At 40.6% G+C, this 19,870-nt stretch carries 17 protein-coding genes; 8 read left to right on the top strand and 9 right to left on the bottom strand.

All coding sequences use genetic code 11. The features are described 5' to 3' along the window. Nucleotides 1–28: 28 nt before the first annotated feature. Together AA0Y26_RS13425 and AA0Y26_RS13420 are read right to left on the bottom strand one after the other, a co-directional pair. Entirely contained in the window at nt 29–151 is a 123-nt protein-coding gene (locus tag AA0Y26_RS13425) for a hypothetical protein (RefSeq protein WP_413362462.1), read from the bottom strand. Between the two features lie 216 nt (nt 152–367). Next, the gene (locus AA0Y26_RS13420) at nt 368–823 is read right to left on the bottom strand and encodes a chemotaxis protein CheX (RefSeq protein ID WP_413362460.1); all 456 of its coding nucleotides are present in this window, start codon (nt 821–823) and stop codon (nt 368–370) included. Nucleotides 824–1,112: 289 nt separating this feature from the next. Here AA0Y26_RS13420 and AA0Y26_RS13415 point away from each other — a divergent pair, with 289 nt between their 5' ends. The 4 genes from AA0Y26_RS13415 to AA0Y26_RS13400 all read left to right on the top strand — a co-directional run bounded on the left by AA0Y26_RS13415 (nt 1,113) and on the right by AA0Y26_RS13400 (nt 7,752). Continuing rightward, the gene (locus AA0Y26_RS13415; RefSeq protein ID WP_413362458.1) at nt 1,113–4,724 is read left to right on the top strand and encodes a dynamin family protein; all 3,612 of its coding nucleotides are present in this window, start codon (nt 1,113–1,115) and stop codon (nt 4,722–4,724) included. Between the two features lie 12 nt (nt 4,725–4,736). Further along, nucleotides 4,737–5,543, top strand: a complete 807-nt coding sequence (locus AA0Y26_RS13410; RefSeq protein WP_413362456.1) for a sulfurtransferase — start codon at nt 4,737–4,739, stop codon at nt 5,541–5,543. A gap of 60 nt (nt 5,544–5,603) precedes the next feature. Continuing rightward, nucleotides 5,604–6,740: an N-methyl-L-tryptophan oxidase gene (gene solA, locus AA0Y26_RS13405; RefSeq protein WP_413362454.1), complete on the top strand. Its 1,137-nt coding sequence runs from the start codon at nt 5,604–5,606 to the stop codon at nt 6,738–6,740. A gap of 106 nt (nt 6,741–6,846) precedes the next feature. Next, the gene (locus AA0Y26_RS13400; RefSeq protein WP_413362452.1) at nt 6,847–7,752 is read left to right on the top strand and encodes a stalk domain-containing protein; all 906 of its coding nucleotides are present in this window, start codon (nt 6,847–6,849) and stop codon (nt 7,750–7,752) included. A gap of 143 nt (nt 7,753–7,895) precedes the next feature. Here AA0Y26_RS13400 and rnz read toward each other — a convergent pair whose 3' ends face one another. The 3 genes from rnz to AA0Y26_RS13385 form a co-directional block, all read right to left on the bottom strand. After that, nucleotides 7,896–8,834, bottom strand: a complete 939-nt coding sequence (gene rnz / locus AA0Y26_RS13395; RefSeq protein WP_413362450.1) for a ribonuclease Z — start codon at nt 8,832–8,834, stop codon at nt 7,896–7,898. Nucleotides 8,835–8,852: 18 nt separating this feature from the next. After that, entirely contained in the window at nt 8,853–9,659 is an 807-nt protein-coding gene (locus AA0Y26_RS13390; RefSeq protein WP_413362448.1) for a S1C family serine protease, read from the bottom strand. Nucleotides 9,660–9,735: 76 nt separating this feature from the next. Continuing rightward, nucleotides 9,736–10,464 carry a sulfite exporter TauE/SafE family protein gene (locus AA0Y26_RS13385; protein ID WP_413362446.1) on the bottom strand — a complete coding sequence of 243 codons (729 nt, stop codon included), beginning with the start codon at nt 10,462–10,464 and terminating at the stop codon, nt 9,736–9,738. A 470-nt stretch (nt 10,465–10,934) separates the two neighbouring features. Here AA0Y26_RS13385 and AA0Y26_RS13380 point away from each other — a divergent pair, with 470 nt between their 5' ends. After that, nucleotides 10,935–12,143 carry an NAD(P)-dependent malic enzyme gene (locus AA0Y26_RS13380; RefSeq protein WP_413362444.1) on the top strand — a complete coding sequence of 403 codons (1,209 nt, stop codon included), beginning with the start codon at nt 10,935–10,937 and terminating at the stop codon, nt 12,141–12,143. A 52-nt stretch (nt 12,144–12,195) separates the two neighbouring features. On the opposite strand, the gene pepF is transcribed toward AA0Y26_RS13380, so the two are convergent. The 4 genes from pepF to gdhA form a co-directional block, all read right to left on the bottom strand. Next, on the bottom strand, nt 12,196–13,995 hold the full coding sequence (gene pepF / locus AA0Y26_RS13375; protein ID WP_413362442.1) for an oligoendopeptidase F: 1,800 nt from the start codon (nt 13,993–13,995) through the stop codon (nt 12,196–12,198). Nucleotides 13,996–14,182: 187 nt separating this feature from the next. Next, entirely contained in the window at nt 14,183–14,830 is a 648-nt protein-coding gene (locus AA0Y26_RS13370) for a Yip1 family protein (protein WP_413362441.1), read from the bottom strand. Nucleotides 14,831–15,167: 337 nt separating this feature from the next. Further along, nucleotides 15,168–15,854 carry a phosphoribosylaminoimidazolesuccinocarboxamide synthase gene (locus tag AA0Y26_RS13365; protein ID WP_413362439.1) on the bottom strand — a complete coding sequence of 229 codons (687 nt, stop codon included), beginning with the start codon at nt 15,852–15,854 and terminating at the stop codon, nt 15,168–15,170. 178 nt (nt 15,855–16,032) lie between these two features. Continuing rightward, nucleotides 16,033–17,406: an NADP-specific glutamate dehydrogenase gene (gdhA, locus tag AA0Y26_RS13360; protein ID WP_413362437.1), complete on the bottom strand. Its 1,374-nt coding sequence runs from the start codon at nt 17,404–17,406 to the stop codon at nt 16,033–16,035. 175 nt (nt 17,407–17,581) lie between these two features. Between gdhA and AA0Y26_RS13355 the strand changes: the two genes are divergently transcribed. From AA0Y26_RS13355 to AA0Y26_RS13345, 3 genes are read left to right on the top strand one after another with little or no spacing between them, the layout of a single operon-like run. Further along, nucleotides 17,582–18,037 (top strand): YaiI/YqxD family protein, encoded by a 456-nt coding sequence (locus tag AA0Y26_RS13355; protein ID WP_413368197.1) that lies wholly within the window; start codon nt 17,582–17,584, stop codon nt 18,035–18,037. Nucleotides 18,038–18,042: 5 nt separating this feature from the next. Then, complete coding sequence (locus AA0Y26_RS13350; RefSeq protein ID WP_413362435.1) at nt 18,043–19,365, top strand: D-serine ammonia-lyase; 1,323 nt, start codon at nt 18,043–18,045, stop codon at nt 19,363–19,365. Nucleotides 19,366–19,375: 10 nt separating this feature from the next. After that, the gene (locus tag AA0Y26_RS13345) at nt 19,376–19,726 is read left to right on the top strand and encodes a DUF4181 domain-containing protein (protein ID WP_413362433.1); all 351 of its coding nucleotides are present in this window, start codon (nt 19,376–19,378) and stop codon (nt 19,724–19,726) included. Nucleotides 19,727–19,870 lie beyond the last annotated feature (144 nt).

The raw sequence follows: 19,870 nt of genomic DNA, 5'->3' as shown, positions 1-19,870 counted from the left end.
TCCTTTTTAAGCGGATCTATTAATTTGATTAGAAACGATCGGTAAATAATCCAAAACAATAAGCCCAGACAATGATGATGACAAAGCCTACAGCAAATGTCATATAGAGTGTACCTTTCAAGTTTTCCTCGGCTTTTTTTTTATTTGCCATGGTGCGACCTCCTATCAAATTTTATTGGAGTAATACTTGCCTTCATCATATAGAAAAAAAATGAGGGAAGATGTGAGAAAAATCACACGTATAGGCAATTTTTATGAAGAAAATGTGAAATTAAGTGTATTTTTCTCAACAAAAAAACAGGTGAAATCAGCTATTGATTTCACCTGTTCTATGTATAAAATTGCCTGGGTTTTCTTGCTTTCTCTCTTATTCTTCATCAATTGTGAATAAGATGTTAATCTCTCCTATCCCTTCAATTGTAGCAGGGAGGCGAAATGCGTGCTGGAATCCGTATAATTTCGTGTTGCCGACCATCACGGTGGGGGGCGTGATATCAAGCTCCAAATTATTTTGCCCGGCATGTGTACAAAGGTTGCCGGCAATCATGTTGCCAAACTCTCCAGTAAAGGATTCCAGCATTTCTCCTTCTAAAGGCATGCCAAACATGCTCGAGCCAATATTGCCGAATATAGCAGGGGAACCATCAATGATGACGCGTCCCTTCAAATCTCCAACTAGCCCAATCAATACACCCATTTCCTGTTGAATATAAGGTTCAGCTGTAAGGGAGGGGGATGCAATATTCATATTCATAGGCAAAAGCGTTTTTAAAGCATGAACGGTTCCATTTAAAATGGTTTGGATGTGGACAGACGTACTCATAAACTTATGCACCCTTTTCCTAACTATTTTTCCCATCTTATCATGCCAAAGTTCTTGATGTACAGAACAAACGACAGGACGAATGGACGTAATATACTGATATTACCATAGAATACCAACATATTTCGACAAAAAGTATGATTTTCTTTTTTATTTATCTTTTACTACATACTTAAAAATGAAAGTTACAGAAAAGTGAGCGAACTAATAATTTTTTAGCCGATTTTCAAGCGCATCCATGTTACTATATCATTATGACAAAATACTAAACAAAGGGGCATTAGAAAGAATGAATGCTTTAGATCAACAAATTGAAGAATTGCTGCAGCAATCTTCCCTTCAATATACAATTTATAAAGAAAATAAAGATACAGAAAGAATGGAGAAGCTTCATCTATTTGCGCGTAAACTGCTGCAGAAGGAGTACGTGATTGGTTTTGCAGGGCATTTTTCGGCAGGAAAGTCGAGTATGATCAATGCCTTATCAGGAGAGAACATTTTAGCGACGAGCCCCATTCCGACAAGCGCTAATATTGTTAAGGTACATAAATCTGAAGAGGACTTTGCTATTCTTTATTTACATAATGAAAAACCCGTGAAGTTTGAGGCAGGTTATGATATTAAACAGGTAAAAGAGCTTAGTAAAAATGGAGATCTAGTTTCGCAAATTGAAATTGGACATAGCACATCAAGCCTACCGCTAGGTGTTACAGTGATGGATACACCTGGTGTGGATTCAACAGATGATGCTCACGCCATGAGTACAGAATCAGCTCTGCATATTGCTGATGTCGTATTTTATACAATGGATTACAACCATGTACAATCCGAGTTGAACTTCCAATTTACAAAGCAATTGATGAAATACAATTCAAATGTCTATTTGATTGTTAATCAAATTGATAAGCACCGAGATGCGGAACTTTCGTTTGAGGATTTCAAACAATCGGTACACAATTCGTTCGCAGCCTGGGGGGTATACCCAAAGGATGTCTTCTTTACATCCTTAAAAGCACTTGATCATCCTCATAATGATTTTGCCAAAGTGAAGAAAATCGTGATGGATTCGATGGAGGATTGGCAGGAACAGCTTGTTGCCACAGCGAAAAATACATTGATAAAACTTCATCATGAGCATGAGGCATTTTTGGCGGAGGAAAAGCAGGACTTGTTTGAAACTCATCAGGAGTTAATCTCTGAAGACGATTGGGCTCACCGTGAGGATTTGTTAGAGCAATACGATAAATTAACACGCCAAACGGAGCTGTTTTCATTTGAACAATGGAATGATCGGTTTGAGGAGCACCGGAAGGATATTTTGGACAATGCAGCCATTATTCCAGCAGATTTTCGTGAAAAGTTACGTTCTTATTTAGAGTCCCGTGAAGAAGGCTTCAAGGTGGGCGGCTTTTTCTCAGCTAAAAAGAAAACGGAAGAAGAAAAGCAACGCCGTATTGAAGATGCGAATGCAAGCTATCAAACAATCCTTCAATCACAATTGACAGGCCATATGAAATCCCTGATGAAGCAGGCGTTGAAGGATGTAGGTGCACTAACGGATGAGCGTGCAGCTCAAATTGATGCACGACCATTCCAAGTACCGTTTTCAGTCATTGAAGACCAAGTTCAAAGCAATGTCATGGTAACAGGAGATGCAGTACTGAATTTTGCTAACCGGGTAGCGGAAGCGACGAAGCGCTATTTCATCCGCGAAACAGATGCCTGGAAAGATGAGCAGCAAGCTGTATTAAAGCAAGTTGCCGAGGAAGCTGCGGCACCTGTACAGATGAAAATTAATGCAATGAAGGATAAAATTCAGGCAATTAAAGAAATTCAAGCAATCGATGGGCAGAAGCAATTCAGCGATCAACAAATGAAACAAAGCTCTAAAGAGGTAAGATCAGCTGCCAAAACACAGGTGGCAGCATGGCAGACAGATTATGAGCAGGCACTTGCTGATATCCGTCCATTTAACGAGTCAATGCTTGCAACGAAAGAACAAAAGCAGGAAGTCATAGAGGAAGATGCTCACGTACAGGCAGGGGCATCGCATAATACAGAGGCGGTTGTCGCTAATGCATTGAAAACGGCACAGGCAGTTGGTAACGTTCAAGGTTTCAAGGAAGTCGCAAACTATCTGACAAAGAAAGTGGAGCGTTTACAGCAGAAGGATTTTACTATTGCCTTGTTCGGTGCGTTTAGTGCAGGAAAATCCAGTTTCTCGAATGCCCTGATGGGTTCAAAAGTGCTGCCTGTATCACCAAACCCTACGACAGCTGCAATAAATAAAATCCGTCCAGTGACACCAGAACACCCTCATGAAACAGCTGACGTGCAATTAAAAACAGCAGCACAGCTTCTTGAAGACATTCAAGGTTCATATGAAGCAATCGGCCTGCAGGTGGGATCGTTGGAAGAAGCGTTCAATCGGTCTTCAGAAGGCTTGGCTGTACAATTATCGGATGAGCGCCTGAATGTCCATAAATCGTTTATTCGTGCATATGCGGAAGGGTATGAAGAATTTAAGGAAAAGCTTGGTACTGTTATTCGCGTAGGACGTGAGGCTTTTGAAAAGTTTGTTGCACAAGAAAATAAGTCTTGTTTCGTGGATAATATCGATTTCTACTATGATTCACCGCTTACACGAATGGGTGTCACGCTTGTTGATACGCCAGGGGCTGACTCGATTAACGCCCGTCATACAGGCGTTGCATTCGACTATATTCGGAATGCGGATGCGATTTTATTCATTACGTATTACAACCATGCCTTTGCAAAGGCAGACAGAGAATTCCTTATCCAGCTTGGTCGCGTAAAGGATGCCTTCGAGCTTGATAAAATGTTCTTTATCGTGAATGCGATCGACTTGGCTTCAACAGAAGAGGAAGCTGAAGAAGTAAAAGGTTATGTAAAATCAGAGCTGCAGCGTTTCGGTATCCGATTCCCGCGTTTGCATGGTGTTTCTAGTTTAATGGCACTAAAGGAAAAACAGGAGCAGGCAAATCATCAATCTGGTATGGCACCGTTTGAAGAAGCGTTCCACCACTTCCTAAATGAGGAGTTAATGGGGATTGCAGTACAGGCGCTTCATGAAGAAGTTGAGAAGACACATGTCCGTCTGCATGACCTGATCCAGCAAACAGAAGAAAACTTGAAACGGAAGGATGAACGTCTTGCAGAGCTTGCACAGTTAGAGCAGCATGTGAAGAATACGTATCAGTCGACGAATACAGCAATGCTTGAATCAGACGCTAAGCAGGAGCTGGATGAGCTGCTGTATTATGTTATGCAGCGTGTGTACTATCGCTATCCGGATTTCTTCCGCGAGTCATATAATCCCTCAACGTTTGCACAGCTGCCAGCGCAACAGGCCCTGGATACAGCGTTAAAAGAAGTACTGCAGGCGCTAAGCTTTGACTTTGCACAGGAAATGCGTGTAACGAACTTCCGTCTGGCGCAGTTCGTCCAAAAGAAAATGAAGGAGCGTTTCAAAGAAGATGCCCAGAATTTGAAGGAATTCAATCATAGCTTCTCCTTCCTTGCTTTTGAGCCTGAAGAGCCGAACATCCTTGATTTCTCGGGTCCTTTTGCAGAACGTTCAAAATATGCAAGTGTAAAATCCTATTACAAAAATCCAAAGTCTTTCTTTGAGAAAAACGAAAAAGAGCAACTTAAAGACGCCCTTGAAAATCTTACAAAACCTGATGCCCAAACATATGTAGAAGGAGAGAAAAATCGCCTCCAGAAATGGGCAATGGAATTTATTGCAAAAGAAGCAGAAGACTTGCGTCTGCACCTGTTTGAACAGGCAATCGAACAAATTGAAACAGAGCGCATGCTGCTTCAGGAAGAAAGCCGTCTAGCTACATGGAAAGAGATCTATGCACAACTTCAAAAATAAGGAGTGTTCAAGATGGGAAATGTTTTTGTAACAGTGGAGCAAGTGGAAACACCGGCACGTTTTATTGATGTACGATTTAATTTAATGGATGCTTCTGAGGGCCGGGCACTTTACGAGAAGGAGCATATTGCAGGGGCCGTATATTTTGACTTGGAAAAGGATTTGTCTGACATGTCAAAAATAGAAGGGCGGCATCCGATGCCGGAAAAAGAACAGCTTGTCGAATTGTTCGAAACTGCCGGCCTATCGCTGAACGATCGCATTTATGTGTATGATCAGGGGGGCACACCGTTTGCACCGCGTGCATGGTGGATGCTTACATTTGCAGGCTTTACAAATGTACGGGTAGTCAATGGAGGATTTGGGGCGTTAAAGCAGGCAGGCTATGCAGTGACTTCTAATAAGGAATCCTTTGATCGAACACAGCTGGCACCGGAGTGGAAGGACGAAATATACGCGAATCGCGAGTATGTAAAGGCAGTAGTGGATGGCGAGAAATCCTCAATGCTTCTTGATGCGCGTGCGGCTATCCGTTATCGCGGTGAGCATGAGCCGCTAGATCCGGTAGCTGGGCACATCCCGACTGCAAAAAATTTCGACTGGGAACAAGTAAAGGCAGGCAGCCATTTAGTTGTAACAGATGATTTAGAGCGCTCCGTTCCTAAAAATCAAGAAGTCGTTGTCTATTGCGGCTCAGGTGTAACGGCATCTCCATTGTATGCTGTTTTGAAGCAAGCGGGCTATGAAAATGTGAAGCTATATGTTGGCAGCTTTAGCGACTGGATTACTCAGTATGAGGCAGCCATTGGCGAAGAATAAATTACGTCTAGGTGCCCCTCAATTGCAGGGGCACCTTTTTGGGTAGGAGGAAGTAGTGGAATGAATTTCGATTGTATTATTGTGGGCTCTGGCTCTATAGGAATGGCAGCTGCCTATTTTTTAGCAAAGGCCGGAAAAAAGGTCTGCTGTATTGATGCATATGAACCACCTCATACGAATGGCAGTCACCATGGAGAAACACGTATTATCCGCTATGCCTATGGAGAAGGGGAAGCGTATGTTCCGTTAGCGCTTCGATCAGCGCAGTTATGGAATGAGCTCGCTGCACAAGTAAAAGAGCAGTTGTTTTTGCAGACAGGTGTCATCAATGTGGGAGATAGAAGCAATCCTTTTATCCAAACGGTTATTGAAAGTGCACGAAAATATGAGCTTCCATTGGAAGTTCTGCAAGCAGGGGAGGTTATGGAGCGTTGGCCGGGAATGTCACTTCCAGAGAATATGATTGCAGCATATGAACCGACTTCAGGTGTCCTGAAGGTAGAAAAATGTGTAGAGGCTTATAAAAAATGTGCAATCGAAGCAGGGGCATCCCTGTACTTTAACGAACCAGTTCGTCAGATTACCGCGGGAGAAAGTGTGACTGTAAAAACAGATACATATACCTTTACTGCTGAGCAATGTCTCGTGAGCAGCGGTGCCTGGACAAAGCAACTGCTTGAAACAATGGATGTTCACCTCCCGCTTTCACCCATCCGCAAAACATTTGCCTGGTATGAGGCAGATGAACAGCTGTATGGCAATCCCGCTTTCCCCGCATTTGCATTTGAGCTGGAGGAAGAGTGTTATTATGGCTTCCCAAGTATTGACGGAGCCGGCTATAAAATCGGACGCCATGACGGCGGGGACCCGATCGATCCGATGAAGGAGCTTCTTCCATTTAATGAAACGGATAGAATAGATTTAGATGGATTTATCCGGCGTTATATGCCTCAGGTAGGACGGTTAACGGAAGGTAAAGTATGTAAATATACGATGACACCTGATGAGCACTTCATCATTGATAGATTACCACAGGCTTCGAATATCATTGTTGCTTCTGGATTTTCGGGTCATGGCTTTAAATTTGCCAGTGTCATTGGAGAAATAGTTAGTCAAATGGTTATGGAAGGCGACTGTCAATATGATATTGATTTGTTTAAATTAAACCGCTTTAAAGAAGAGCTCCTTGGTGTTTAACACCATGGAGTTTATTTGTCTTTCTTATAAAAACCATAAAAAATTGTAACCTTTTTGAATGGTAGACGACAAATCCTTCGAATACCATTGTAAAGGAGACGTAAATATGAAAAAAAACATTCCAATCGCTTTATCATTTGCACTAGTAGCAGGGGTAATGGCTCCATCAGCCTTTGCACAATCCCCGGACGCACCAGTAACAGGGGAAGCGTCAACTGGTGAAGAAACAGAACAAATCCAAGAAAAATTCATCAAACTAACAGGTACCTTCCAATCATTTGAGGAACGCACAAATGGAGCGTTGTATGCGTTAATCGAAAAAGGAGAAGAGATTTTTGCTATTGTAGTTGATGAAAACACTGTAGTCGTAGATAATGCCGGTAATCCGATTGAACTTGAAGAAGGAATGGAATTTACAGCCTTTGTCGATGCTCAAAAACCGATGCTGATGATTTATCCTCCTCAATATTCACCAGAGTTAATTGTTGTTCAGACAGAAGAACAAGGATTTGTAGAAGTTGATACATTTGATAAAGAATTTGCCGGCAAAAAACTCAAGCTGAACATTTCAGATGAAACTGTCATTGAAAACTTGTCTGGTACAGAGCTTGAGGCTAGTGCTGTAGCAGAAGCAAATGCAGCTGTGTTCTACACAGTATCGACTAGAAGTATCCCTGCACAAACGACGCCTTCTAAGGTAATCTTATTGAGTTATGATGAAAAACCGGTTGATAAGGAAGCTGTACAGGAACTGATTGAAAAGGACTTCTATGAGGTGGATGGGGTGAAAATGGTTCCGCTTCGTCTAGTAGCAGAGCAGCTCGGCTGGAAGGTTGATTCAACAGGGAATGGTGCTGTTGTCTCAAAAGATGATGCAATTTTTACAATCACTCGCGGAACAAAAACATATGATCATAACGGAGAAGGCTCTCAATTCAAGGTTGCACCTGACTTACTTGAACCAATTAAAACATACGTACCAGTTGATTTTGTAGATTATTTAATGAAATAAGGAGATTTGTCAGCATAGACAAGTATTCACAGAGAGATTGTTTTCTCTGAAATTTTTAAAACCCTTTATAAAGAGCCATGTGCACAACACATAAAGCAAACCGGGTGACGACAAAGGTATTATTCCATTTTGTCGTCGCCCTTTCATTGTTTAGTAATTTTTCCACCCTTCAATTCAAACTGGGAAAAGTCATCTGCGGAAAAAGTTGATGGGAAGACTTCACGGCTTTCATTAACTAGCCGTTCTACATCGGTCTTTAGAAAACGTGCGCTGATATGTGTAAGAATGAGGTTTTTTGCATTTGCCAGTTTGGCCACAGTTGCGGCCTCAACATTGGTCGCATGCCCGTAACTGGCTGCTAATTCAGCTGTTGAAGAGTCAAATGTTGCCTCATGAACGACAATATCCGCTTCTTTCGAAAGGTCAACGGAGGCGTTGCAATACTTTGTATCTCCGAGAATTGTTACTGTAAATCCTTTCTTTGCTTCGCTTAGAACCTCGCTTGCTTTCACGATTGTTCCATTTTCAAGAGTAACATCGCGCCCTGATTTTAAATCCCGGTAAAGCGGGCCTCTCGGAACACCTTGTGCCTGAACTTTTTCAATAAGTAATTGACCAGGCAGATCCTTTTGCTCGACACGATACCCAAAGCATTCAATAACATGCTGCAGTTTTTTTGCATGAACAATAAAATGTTCATCCTCAAAAATGACACCTTCCTGTACTTCTATATAGTGAATTGGATAGGTAATATGTGTCTTGGAGTAACGGATGGCAGCTTCAATAAAATCTTTTGCTTCTGGAGGTCCGTAAATTGTCAGCGGGGATTCACCGCCGAGGAAGGAACGGGATCCCAAAAAACCAGGAAGACCATAAATATGATCCCCATGCATATGGGTAATAAAAATTTTATCAATTCTCCGCGGTTTGATTGATGTTTGTAATATTTGATGCTGGGTCCCTTCCCCGCAATCAAACAGCCATATACTGCCGATTTCATCCAATAATTTTAGCGCGATAGAAGTCACATTCCGCTCCTTGGAAGGCATTCCGGCTCCTGTCCCTAAAAATTGTAATTGCATAAATATCCCTCTTTTCTTTTATTGATTGGCTTGATGAAAGGCGTCGATTGGTACAAATAACCCAACCTTGCCATATTCTTCAGTATCCAAAGTGGCGAAAACAATGCCTGTTACTTCACCTGATTCTGAGATGACTGGGCTGCCGCTATTTCCTTTATATACGGGTGCGTCCATCATCATGACCGGTTGCTCCCAATCATCTAACTGTACCCAATCAAGAACCGTTCCTTCATTTGCGATACCTGTGAAATATAGAGGGTTTCCGATAAAGTATACATGTTCTTCTGCGTCATATCGATAGGTATCTGCAATATCTAAATGCGGTAAATCGACTCCCTCGACTTTAATAAGTGCTGTGTCGATATCAGGATAAGAAGCAATTACTTCCGCTTCATAAATGCCGTCCTCTGGAAAGACAACTGTCAATTGCAGGGCCTGATCAATAACATGATGGTTTGTCAAAATAAGGCCGTCAGTAGAAATCGCAAAGCCGGTTCCTTTACTGTTTCCTGTAGAAACTTCAACAACGGCCTTCTTGTATTGTTTAATATCCTCTTGTGAAGATAATCTTGTAGAGACTTGTATAAATTCCACTGCTGGAATTGAAAAAATATTCAACAAAAGGGCAAAAGTATTAAAGACGAGGGCAAGCGCTATGATCCATACGAGGATACGGGCAAAGGGCTTTTGTTTTTTAGGTTTATTGTATCCTTCTAGCCTGCGTAAACGCTCTTCCTCCAAAGCTTTGCGCTGCTCCTCCAATACAAGCTCTAAAAATTCTTCCTCTGTTAATTCCTCATGCCTATCTGTATTGGTTTGCGTCATCTAAATCCCCCTTATCCCCAATTTAAGTGTAATAGAAGAAATTGAGCACATCAATGGATAAGTAGGGGAGATACTGTTAAAACAGCTCAATAATCAATTGAATAATTAAGATAGCAGTGATGACACGCAACAAATATTTAGCGAGCAAGGCGCTTACTTTTCTTGCTAAAGTAATCCCAATCTGCGAACCGATAATGGAACCGATCATTAAGGCAAAAGTTTCAGCCCATAAAACCTGCCCGTTAAGTACATACATAATAGCTGCCCCGAAGCATGTAGCGAAAATGCCGACTCGACCAAGTACGACCGCCTTCATATATGCTAGCTTTTCATTTGCATAAATGTAGAGAAGAAGAGTACCGCTGCCAGGTCCAAAAAGTCCGTCGTATACGCCAACTCCTACTAGCAAGCTTGCAGTACGCTTCTTCAAGCGGAGTTGTAATTCTTCTCCGAAATCTGTTTTTCCTAAAAATGAAAGGATGAGTGCGAACAGTAACAGGCAGATAGCAATGACTGTCAATGTTTGTTCTGTAAAGAGAGAGGCAAGGCCTCCACCGAGCAGACCTCCGATGAAGCAAAGTGCAAGAATAGGGAGCACCTCATTTAAAGTAGCCTCTTTTCGTTTAAATACGCTATAGAAATTGGAAAGAGTGGAAATAGTATTTGCCACTTTATTAGCCCCGATTGCCGAATGGACTGGCATACCAAGTAATAGCATAGTGGGCAATGTAATGAGCTCCCCTCCGCCTGCAAGAGTTCCAATTAAATTTCCGACGAATCCAATTATAAATAAAATACCTAGCATGCCGAAGCCTTCTTTCGATTATTATTGACGTTCTCACTTTACAGGAAGTGGAATAGAAAAGAAAGATAGAATGAAAAACTTCAACATAGTAAGAAAAAACCTAGCTGAATTGTGTATAAAATGTGTCTTTGTGTAAGTTTTCACAAATGAATTTCCGAAAAAGTTTGTGAAACTTTTCATATATTGCATGAAAAAATGAAACGTGTAAAGTTTCACAATAAAAGTAGAGGCAGCTTAACGTTTTTAAAATAAGCAAGAGATTTTTTATTATTTAAAAATAATAATTTTTATTCTCTTTATTGTATAAATTACATGTGAAAAAGTGAGCAATATGGTAGTAAATTAAGTATTGATAAGGTTTTGTGATATTTTTTCTAAAAATTCTAACATTATCGTTGACTTTATTTAATTAAAGCAATATGATACTGGAATATAAAGAAAATTCTGATATATTGAAAGGATGGATGAAAATGGATTTAATGAAAAAGGCCTTGGAAATGCATGAACATTTCGGTGGGAAAATGGAGATTCGATCCAAAGTGCCTCTGCAAGACACTTATGACCTCAGCTTAGCGTATTCACCGGGAGTAGCTGCACCATGTATAGAGATTGAAAAAAACCCCTCTCTTGTCTATGACTATACAATGAAAGGAAATTTAGTGGCCATCATTACGGACGGAACGGCAGTGCTTGGGTTAGGCGATATTGGACCTGAGGCGGCGCTTCCAGTAATGGAAGGGAAGGCGCTGCTGTTAAAACGGTTTGCCAACGTAGATGCAGTACCAGTCTGTTTGGATACAAAAAACGTGGATGAAATTGTACGTATCGTCAAAGCAATTTCACCAACCTATGGCGGCATTAATCTCGAGGATATTTCAGCACCGCGCTGCTTCGAAATTGAAGATCGTTTACGTGCTGAATGTAACATTCCTGTTTTCCATGATGATCAACACGGAACAGCAATCGTAGTAGGTGCAGGACTAATCAATGCAAACAAAATCATCGGCAAAGAGGTAGAAAAGATGAAGGTTGTCATCAACGGTGCTGGTGCTGCAGGTATTGCGATTTTACGTATCCTTCTTCAAATGGGATATAAAAATGTCGTTATGTGTGATACCAAAGGAATCATTTATGAAGGACGCAAAGAGGGCATGAATCCAATTAAGGACGGAGTTGCCCATTTGACAAATCCAGAAGGTCTTCGCGGCTCATTGGATGTTGCGTTAGAAGGCGCTGATGTATTTATTGGTGTCTCTGTAGCGAACTTATTGACAGAGGCTCATATTAAGTCGATGGCTAAGGACCCGATTGTATTTGCACTAGCAAATCCAAATCCCGAAATTACGCCTGAAAATGCAAAAGCGTGGGGTGTGCGTATTATTGGTACCGGACGTTCTGACCATGCGAACCAAATCAACAATATGTTAGCGTTCCCTGGTATATTCCGAGGAGCTCTCGACGTGAGAGCAACAGATATCAATGAGTCGATGAAGTTAGCCGCTGTTGAAGCAATTGCTTCATTAGTAACAGATGAAGAGCTGAAGGAAGAGTTTATCGTACCAAGTTCAATGGATGAACGCGTGGCGGGGGTTGTAGCAAAAGCAGTAGGGTCAGCTGCCATTGATTCAGGTGTGTCTGAGCTGTTTAATCAGCCAATTAACAATTCGTTGGCTATTTAATAGGTATAATTATAAAAATGGGTGCCCGTCTTGAACAGGCACCCGCTTTTTATTAGTTTAATTGCGCTGTCAGTTGTTCCAATTCGTCGATTAGGCTTCCGATGTAGGCAATTGTATCCCGTAACGGCTGCTCTGTCGTAATATCGACACCTGCATGTTTGGCAAGCTCAACAGGCGTTTTTGTTCCGCCCATTTTTAATACTTCGATCCAATCTGCCACAGCAGTTTCGCCCTCATTTAAAATTCGATTGGCTACTTGCGTAGAGATTGTTAAACCTGCAGAATAAGTATAAGGATATAGGCCCATGTAATAATGCGGTTGGCGCATCCATGTTAGCTCTGCACCTTCATTAATGAAGACCGTATCACCCCAGAATTCCTCCAGTACTCCACGCTTTAATTCGTTTAGCCTTTGGGCAGTAACAGAGCCGCCTGTATCAATAATTTCATAAACTTTCCGCTGATAGGCTGCTTCAAGTAAATGAGTAACAAAGTTATGATAATACGTACGTGAAATAATTGTAGAAATCACCCATCGTTTAAAGCGTGCATCATCAGAATTTTTTAATAGATGATTTGCCATCAGCATTTCATTCATAGTAGATGGGGCCTCAATAAAATATAAAGATGGGCGTGCATTATAAATATTTTGTTCGGCATTTGCTAGATAGAAATGTCCTGCATGACCTAGTTCATGGGCAAGTACAAACACCTCGTTCATTCGGCTTGTCCAGGAAATTAATATATAAGGATGGTAGCCAAATGGACTTGAACAGAATGCGCCTGTCGACTTTCCTTCATTTTGGGCAAAATCGATCCAACGCTCATCGAATGAACGGTCCAACATCTTGCTGTAATCTTCTCCCATAACAGCTAGCCCATCTTTCATATATTTACGAGATTCTTCTATTGTAATATTAGGTTCAAAGTCCGGATCAAGTGAAATTTTTAAATCTGCAAAGGTCATTTTATCCAATCCATGTACTTTTTGCAGAAGTTTTGCATAGCGGCGCATATGCGGAGCAAGCTCAGACATAATTAAATCAATTTGACGGTTGTAGAGATCACGATCTACCTCCTGTGATTCTAATAAAAAGTCGAAAATAGAGGAATAGCCGCGCAGATCGCTTTCTGTCTTTTCGATTTTTAAATGTGTGTCATATGTTTTTGCTGTCGTATGCTGATAGTCACGTAATTTGGAAGAAAAAGCGTCGAATGCAGTCCGGCGTATCTCCCGGTTACTTTCAAGCTCCCAATCACCCTCAAATAGATTATAACTCAAAGGATAGCTATTCCCATTCACTTCAAAATTGGGAAATTTCATATCTACTAGCTTGGTTGTATTGTAAAGTCCATATGGCGCATTGAATGTTGTACTAAAAGCTGCAAGGGCTTTTTCGGCTTCTGGATGAAGCTGGTGAGCTTTTTGCTTTAGCAAATTTTTAATATAGCGCGTATAACCGGGTTCAATCGTACTTACTTGTTGCAGCTCCGACTCCTCCAACGCAAGTAATTCACTTTGAATGAAAGAAAGTTTTGCACCAATGGCACCAGATATTTGACCAACCTTTGCCGAACGCATTTGCGCATCGTTATTTGTTTGGTCAACGTTGAGAGCAAGATTGGCGTATGTACTGATTGGCACAAGTTTTTCGTACAGCTTTTCATATGCAGCAATCACATCGACAGCCTCTTTACTTGTTTGAATATTTCCCTTAAATTTTGTTTCTAACGAGTCAGCATCTTTTTTTACTTCCTCAATAGCGTTGTCGAATGCTTCTTCTGTTTTAAACAAGTCTTCTAAATTCCAAGTTTCCGCTAAGTTTACTTCATGACGCTTTAAAGTCGACATAGTAGTCCTCCTTAAATATTACGGTTTACGAAATGAATTGTACCATATGTTTGATTTTTTAGAAAGTTCACAGAAAAACAAAAATATATTTTAACCCCAAACCTCTTGTTCCATTGTCCGGCTGAATATTTTTATACTTCTAAATATAAAAAAGCCCAGCAAACAATATGCTGGGCATGTAGCGGGATCATCCAGAAAAAATACTAAAGAAGGCGATACCGACAATGGCAATGATGGCGATAATGAAAACAACTACTATAATGGTTGGTATTAGCAACGTAAAGAATGCTCGCCAGTTCGAGTAGCGATGTGCTTCGGAGAGAGCTGCAATGTTAATGACAAAGCTCCAAATGCCAAGCCCGAAACTTATTAAAGGAACAATAAACGAAAAGGCGCTTGTTTCATATACACTAAAGTAGCTTTCAGGGGAAAGGAACATCCACAGATAGTAGAAAAAACCTGTAATAAGCGAAGGGATATATGTTAGAGAACCAGCCTTAAAAACGTCCCAAAAAGATCCTGTCCCTCGAAGCAGTTTTCCGCACAAGTATAGAACTCCACCATAAATGAACATCATAATAATACCGAAAATCGGTCCAATAAATAGGGAGATGAAAACAAGAATCGCTATGGACATAGTATCGTTAAACTCGCTGTTAATATAGCCGCTTCCGAAAGCAGCAAAGGAACCGATTGCAATCAATAGAAATACAAACCATAATGGTTTGTTGTCAATCATGTCACGCGCAGTTTGCTTTGGGTGCAGCCAAACAGTTAAAAACGGATTCAAAATGATCACCTCTAAGTTGATTTCTTCTGGTAAAACATTTTCCAATTTTGTAAATCGTACATAAAATCATAGGCTTTGGCATTGATTATCTACCCAGCGACTTAACATTTAAAACTAGACAGCACAAATTCAACAAAAACAGAGAAATTCTTTATTTGGAACCTTACCATAGTATGAACGCTTATACATGCAATAATCGGGCGGCATATGATAAAGCAACAGGATTAAATTATAAAGACAAGGTATGCAGTTCCAAATTAAGATGTTCAATCAAATATATGCTGCCGCGGTGAAATCAACACTTAAATAAAGCAATAAATATGAGAGCAGGCTAGTTGAAAAGAAAAAAGCCTCCCTATTGAATAGGGGAGGCATGTGCAGATTAATCGGCTAACATAATTTTTTCAAGTTCAAGAGGTTCAATGTATGTGCCGTCCTTATAGGCACGCATATTTCCACCTGAAATCTCATCAATTAGTAAAATTTCATTTGTTTGTGCATCACGGCCGAACTCCAGCTTAATGTCATAAAGAGTTAACCCTTTTTTCTCCAGCTCTTCAGCAACAAATTTTGAAATTTCAATTGTGCGTTTCTTTAAGATAGCGTATTCCTCTAATGACAGAATACCAAGCATATCCAAAGCATCTGCAGAAATAGGCGGATCAAGTCGCTCGTCATCTTTAATTGTTACTTCAACATAAGAAGGAAGCTCTTGACCCTCTTGTACGTAGGCACCATAACGGCGAAGGAATGAACCGACAGCCTTGAATCGGCATATTACTTCTAAACCTTTGCCAAAGACGGCTGCGGGTTTCACGGTCATTGTGGCATCACTAAAATTGGCATCCACGTAGTGAGTAGGAATGCCCTGTTCGTTTAATTTGGAGTAGAAGAATGAAGTCAGTTTAAGACCGGCTAAGCCAGCACCATCAATTGTGAGGCCAACTGTGTTTGCTCCTGGATCGAATACGCCGTTTTCGCCAGTGACATCATCTTTAAATTTTAACAAATAATGACCGTCCTCTAGCCTGAAAACATTCTTTGTTTTACCTGTATAAATTAATTCCATAAAAAACCCTCCGTTATGTAAGATTATATTTATTATAATACGAACGTTGATTAGTTGTAAGTATAGAAATGTTCGTTTATCAAAGAAAGACGGCTACCGATTGCCGGAGAAAAAGATGATGACGAAAGTCACCATCTTTTCCGAACAAAAGGCAGCTAGCTTTGTTTCTAAACTTTACTTAATAAACACCTTCAGCGACCATGCCATTTGCTACTTTCACAAAACCGGCAATATTGGAACCAACAACAAGATTGCCCGCATAACCGTATTTTTCAGCCGCTTCACTAGATTCAGTATAAATAGATTTCATAATGTCTTGCAGCTTTTCATCTACTTCCTGGAAAGACCAAGCTGTTCGGCTGGAGTTTTGTGCCATTTCCAACGCGGAAACTGCAACACCCCCAGCGTTAGCAGCCTTGGCAGGGCCGAAATAAATATCATTTTCAAGGTAGATATTGATTGCTTCTAAATCAGAGGGCATATTAGCACCTTCCGCAACAAATTTTGTACCATTTGCTAGTAATAGGCGGGCTGAATCGCCATTAATTTCATTCTGTGTTGCACATGGAAGGGCAATATCACATGCTACAGTCCAGATATTTGTACAGCCTTCGTGGTATTCTGCATTTGGACGGTAATTTAAATAAGTTTGTATACGATCGCCTTTTACTTCCTTAATTTCTTTAACCGCTGCAAGATCGATGCCTTCAGCATCATAGATATAACCTGAAGAGTCAGAGCATGCAACAACTTTGGCACCGTAGTGCTGGGCTTTTTCAATTGCATAAATGGCAACATTACCCGAACCGGATACAACCACCGTTTTATCAATGAATGTTTCGCCTTTTTCGCGTAGCATTTCTGCTACGAAGTATACTAATCCATAACCAGTGGCTTCTTTACGAGCTAATGATCCGCCGTAGCCAGGCTTTTTCCCAGTCAATACGCCTGCTTCATAAGCACCGCGTAAACGCTTGTATTGGCCCCACATAAAGCCTACCTCACGCGCACCTACACCGATATCCCCGGCTGGAACATCGACATCTGGACCGATATGACGGTATAATTCAGACATGAAAGCTTGGCAGAATCGCATAATTTCTGCGTCCGACTTACCTTTCGGATTAAAATCAGATCCGCCTTTACCGCCGCCGATCGGCTGCCCGGTTAAAGCGTTTTTGAAAATTTGCTCAAAGGCAAGGAATTTCATGATTGATTCGTTTACTGTTGGATGGAAACGCAGACCACCTTTGTATGGTCCGATGACATTATTGAATTGGACACGATAGCCGCGATTCACCTGTACTCTGTTATTGTCATCCTGCCAGGATACTCGGAATGAAATAATTCGATCCGGCTCCACGATACGGGCTAAAATGTTATGCTCAATATATTCAGGGTGCTGTGCTAGCACCGGAGTCAGTGAGAATAAGATTTCTTCTGCTGCCTGAAGAAACTCAGGCTGATGTGAATTTTTTTGTTTTAGTTGTGTAAACACGTTATCGATATATTCTTTGGCACGTGCATCGTTTGTCATTGCAATTGTCGTCATTATGTTACCTCCCAAAAAATTAGATAGCAGTATCGTATTATGATTTTTCGAACAATTCAATATAATTTTCATCTCACATATCCTTGTTAGATACATGTGAGGTGAAAGGAATAACGTAAATTGATATTTTAAAATAATAAAAATCAGTCAGTTTTGAATGGAGTGGATTTGAGTGATTCAATTGTTAATTGATGCAGATGCTTGTCCCGTTATTGATTTGGCGCTGTTTGTATCATCTCGATATGAGATAAAACCTATCTTATTTTGCGATACTTCGCATCGTATAGAACGTGAAAATGCAATAACAATTATTGTACCGAAAGGACCAGATTCGGTTGATTTTAAGCTGGTGAATACGCTTACAAAGGGGGATATTGTCATTACAGGTGATTATGGTCTTGCTGCAATGTGCATCGCGAAAGGAGCGTATGTTATTGATTCAAATGGAAGAGAGTTGACATCAGACAATATCGATCAACTACTTGCTTTTCGTTATGAAAGTGCAAAAATAAGACGCGCTGGTGGTAGGTTGAAGGGACCGAAAAAACGTACGGAAGAAAATAATATTTCATTTGAAAATAAATTTCGACAACTTTGTGAACGAGCAAACTTAACAAAGAAAGAAGGATAGAAAACATGAACAATTCAATCAACTTAACACAACTATATTCGGATTTCCCATCTGTTAAACAGCTGCAAAAAGGAGAGTATGTGTTTTGGGTGAATAAAAAGCGAAATGCTGCATACTCCATTTTTGATGTTTCAATGAAGGATGTTTTGGATGCTGAGGGAAGGTTACAACGCTTTTCTTCTTATTTAAAATTAGCATTTCCTGAGACGCGTATTTTAAACGGTATAATTGAATCGGATATTAGGGAAATTGCTGAAATGAAAGCATTGATTGAAGGCAGACGAGCGATTGAAATTCCTGGCAGGCTCCTGCTAAAATGTGATCATGCCTTACCAATATCAGGATCCATTAAAGCCCGCGGCGGCATTTATGAAATACTGAAATTTGCTGAAACACTAGCTATTGAGCATGGCTATTTGAAGGAGACAGATGATTACGAGATTTTATACTCAGATAAAATGCGTCAATTCTTCTCTAAATACAAAGTCGCGGTAGGTTCTACAGGCAATCTTGGCTTAAGCATAGGGATTATTAGTGCGAAGTTAGGTTTCCAAGTAACTGTGCATATGTCAGCAGATGCAAAGGAGTGGAAAAAGAGGCATCTCCGCGATCTTGGTGTAAAAGTAATTGAGTATAATCAGGATTACAGCGTGGCTGTGGAACGCGGTAGAAAGAAAGCTGAAAGTGATCCGATGTGCCATTTTGTAGATGATGAAAATTCAAAGGACTTATTCGTCGGCTATGCTGTAGCTGCTCTGCGTTTAAAAGAACAGCTTGTTTCGCTGAATGTAAAAGTTGATGAAGATCATCCATTATTCGTTTATCTTCCATGTGGTGTAGGGGGAGCTCCAGGCGGTGTTGCATTCGGTCTGCAGCAGATGTTCGGTGAGCATGTGCATATCTTCTTCGGGGAACCGGTTCAATCCCCATGCATGCTGCTTGGAATGATGACCGGGCTTCATGATGAAATTTCAGTAAAAGATATTGGGTTAACGAACGAAACCGAAGCTGATGGGCTGGCGGTTGGCCGACCTTCAAAATTTGTTGGTTCGCTTATGGAAACAATAATCAGCGGCTGCTACACTGTCGACGACAGCTTTTTATGCAGAAGTATGAAAGCAATGTTTGAATTAGAAAATATTTTTATGGAACCATCAGCCCATGCCGGTGTATTTGGTCCAATTCAGCTTGTATCAGAAGGAGCTGCCTATCTAAAAGAACATCAGCTAATGGATAAAATGAATAATGCGGTACACTTGGTCTGGTCTACTGGAGGAAATATGGTACCTGAACCGGTCCGACAGGAGTATTTACAAACAGAGAAATAGGAGATTCATAATGTTAGTAACCATTTTAATAGGTGCTGTCATTGCAGCCGGAGTGTTCGATCTATATTTACGAAAAAAGTTTACTATTGAAAAAAATGAAAAATTTACTGATCAATTCATCAATAAAAAGCACATGCTTTTTGAAATAATCGCATGTGTCTTCTTTCTTTCATTTATATCTGCAAGTGGAACGACTGGAAAGCAGTTATATTTCCTGGTTTTTTTATTCTTCGCTATGTTATACGCGATTCGCACGCTGCTTGAACGTCTGTTTTATAAAGAAAAGAAAAAATATATCATTTCATTTGTTTATGTATGCATTTGTTTAGTGTGTGCCTTTGGTATTCTTGTATTTTTATAATATGAGCAATATAAGAAGCAGTGTGTATAAAGTTAACCGAGGAGTGTTTGACTGGGAATAAAAGAAGATGAACCATTCTAGAAGGCTAAATGTAAGGGCAGATGATGAGGACGAGCTTCTACAAGGATTATATAAGAGGAACAA

Source organism: Lysinibacillus canaveralius (assembly GCF_047301505.1).
Lineage (GTDB): Bacteria > Bacillota > Bacilli > Bacillales_A > Planococcaceae > Lysinibacillus_B.
Note: the sequence above shows the minus strand (reverse complement) of the source record. Positions and strands in the feature narration are given on the sequence as shown.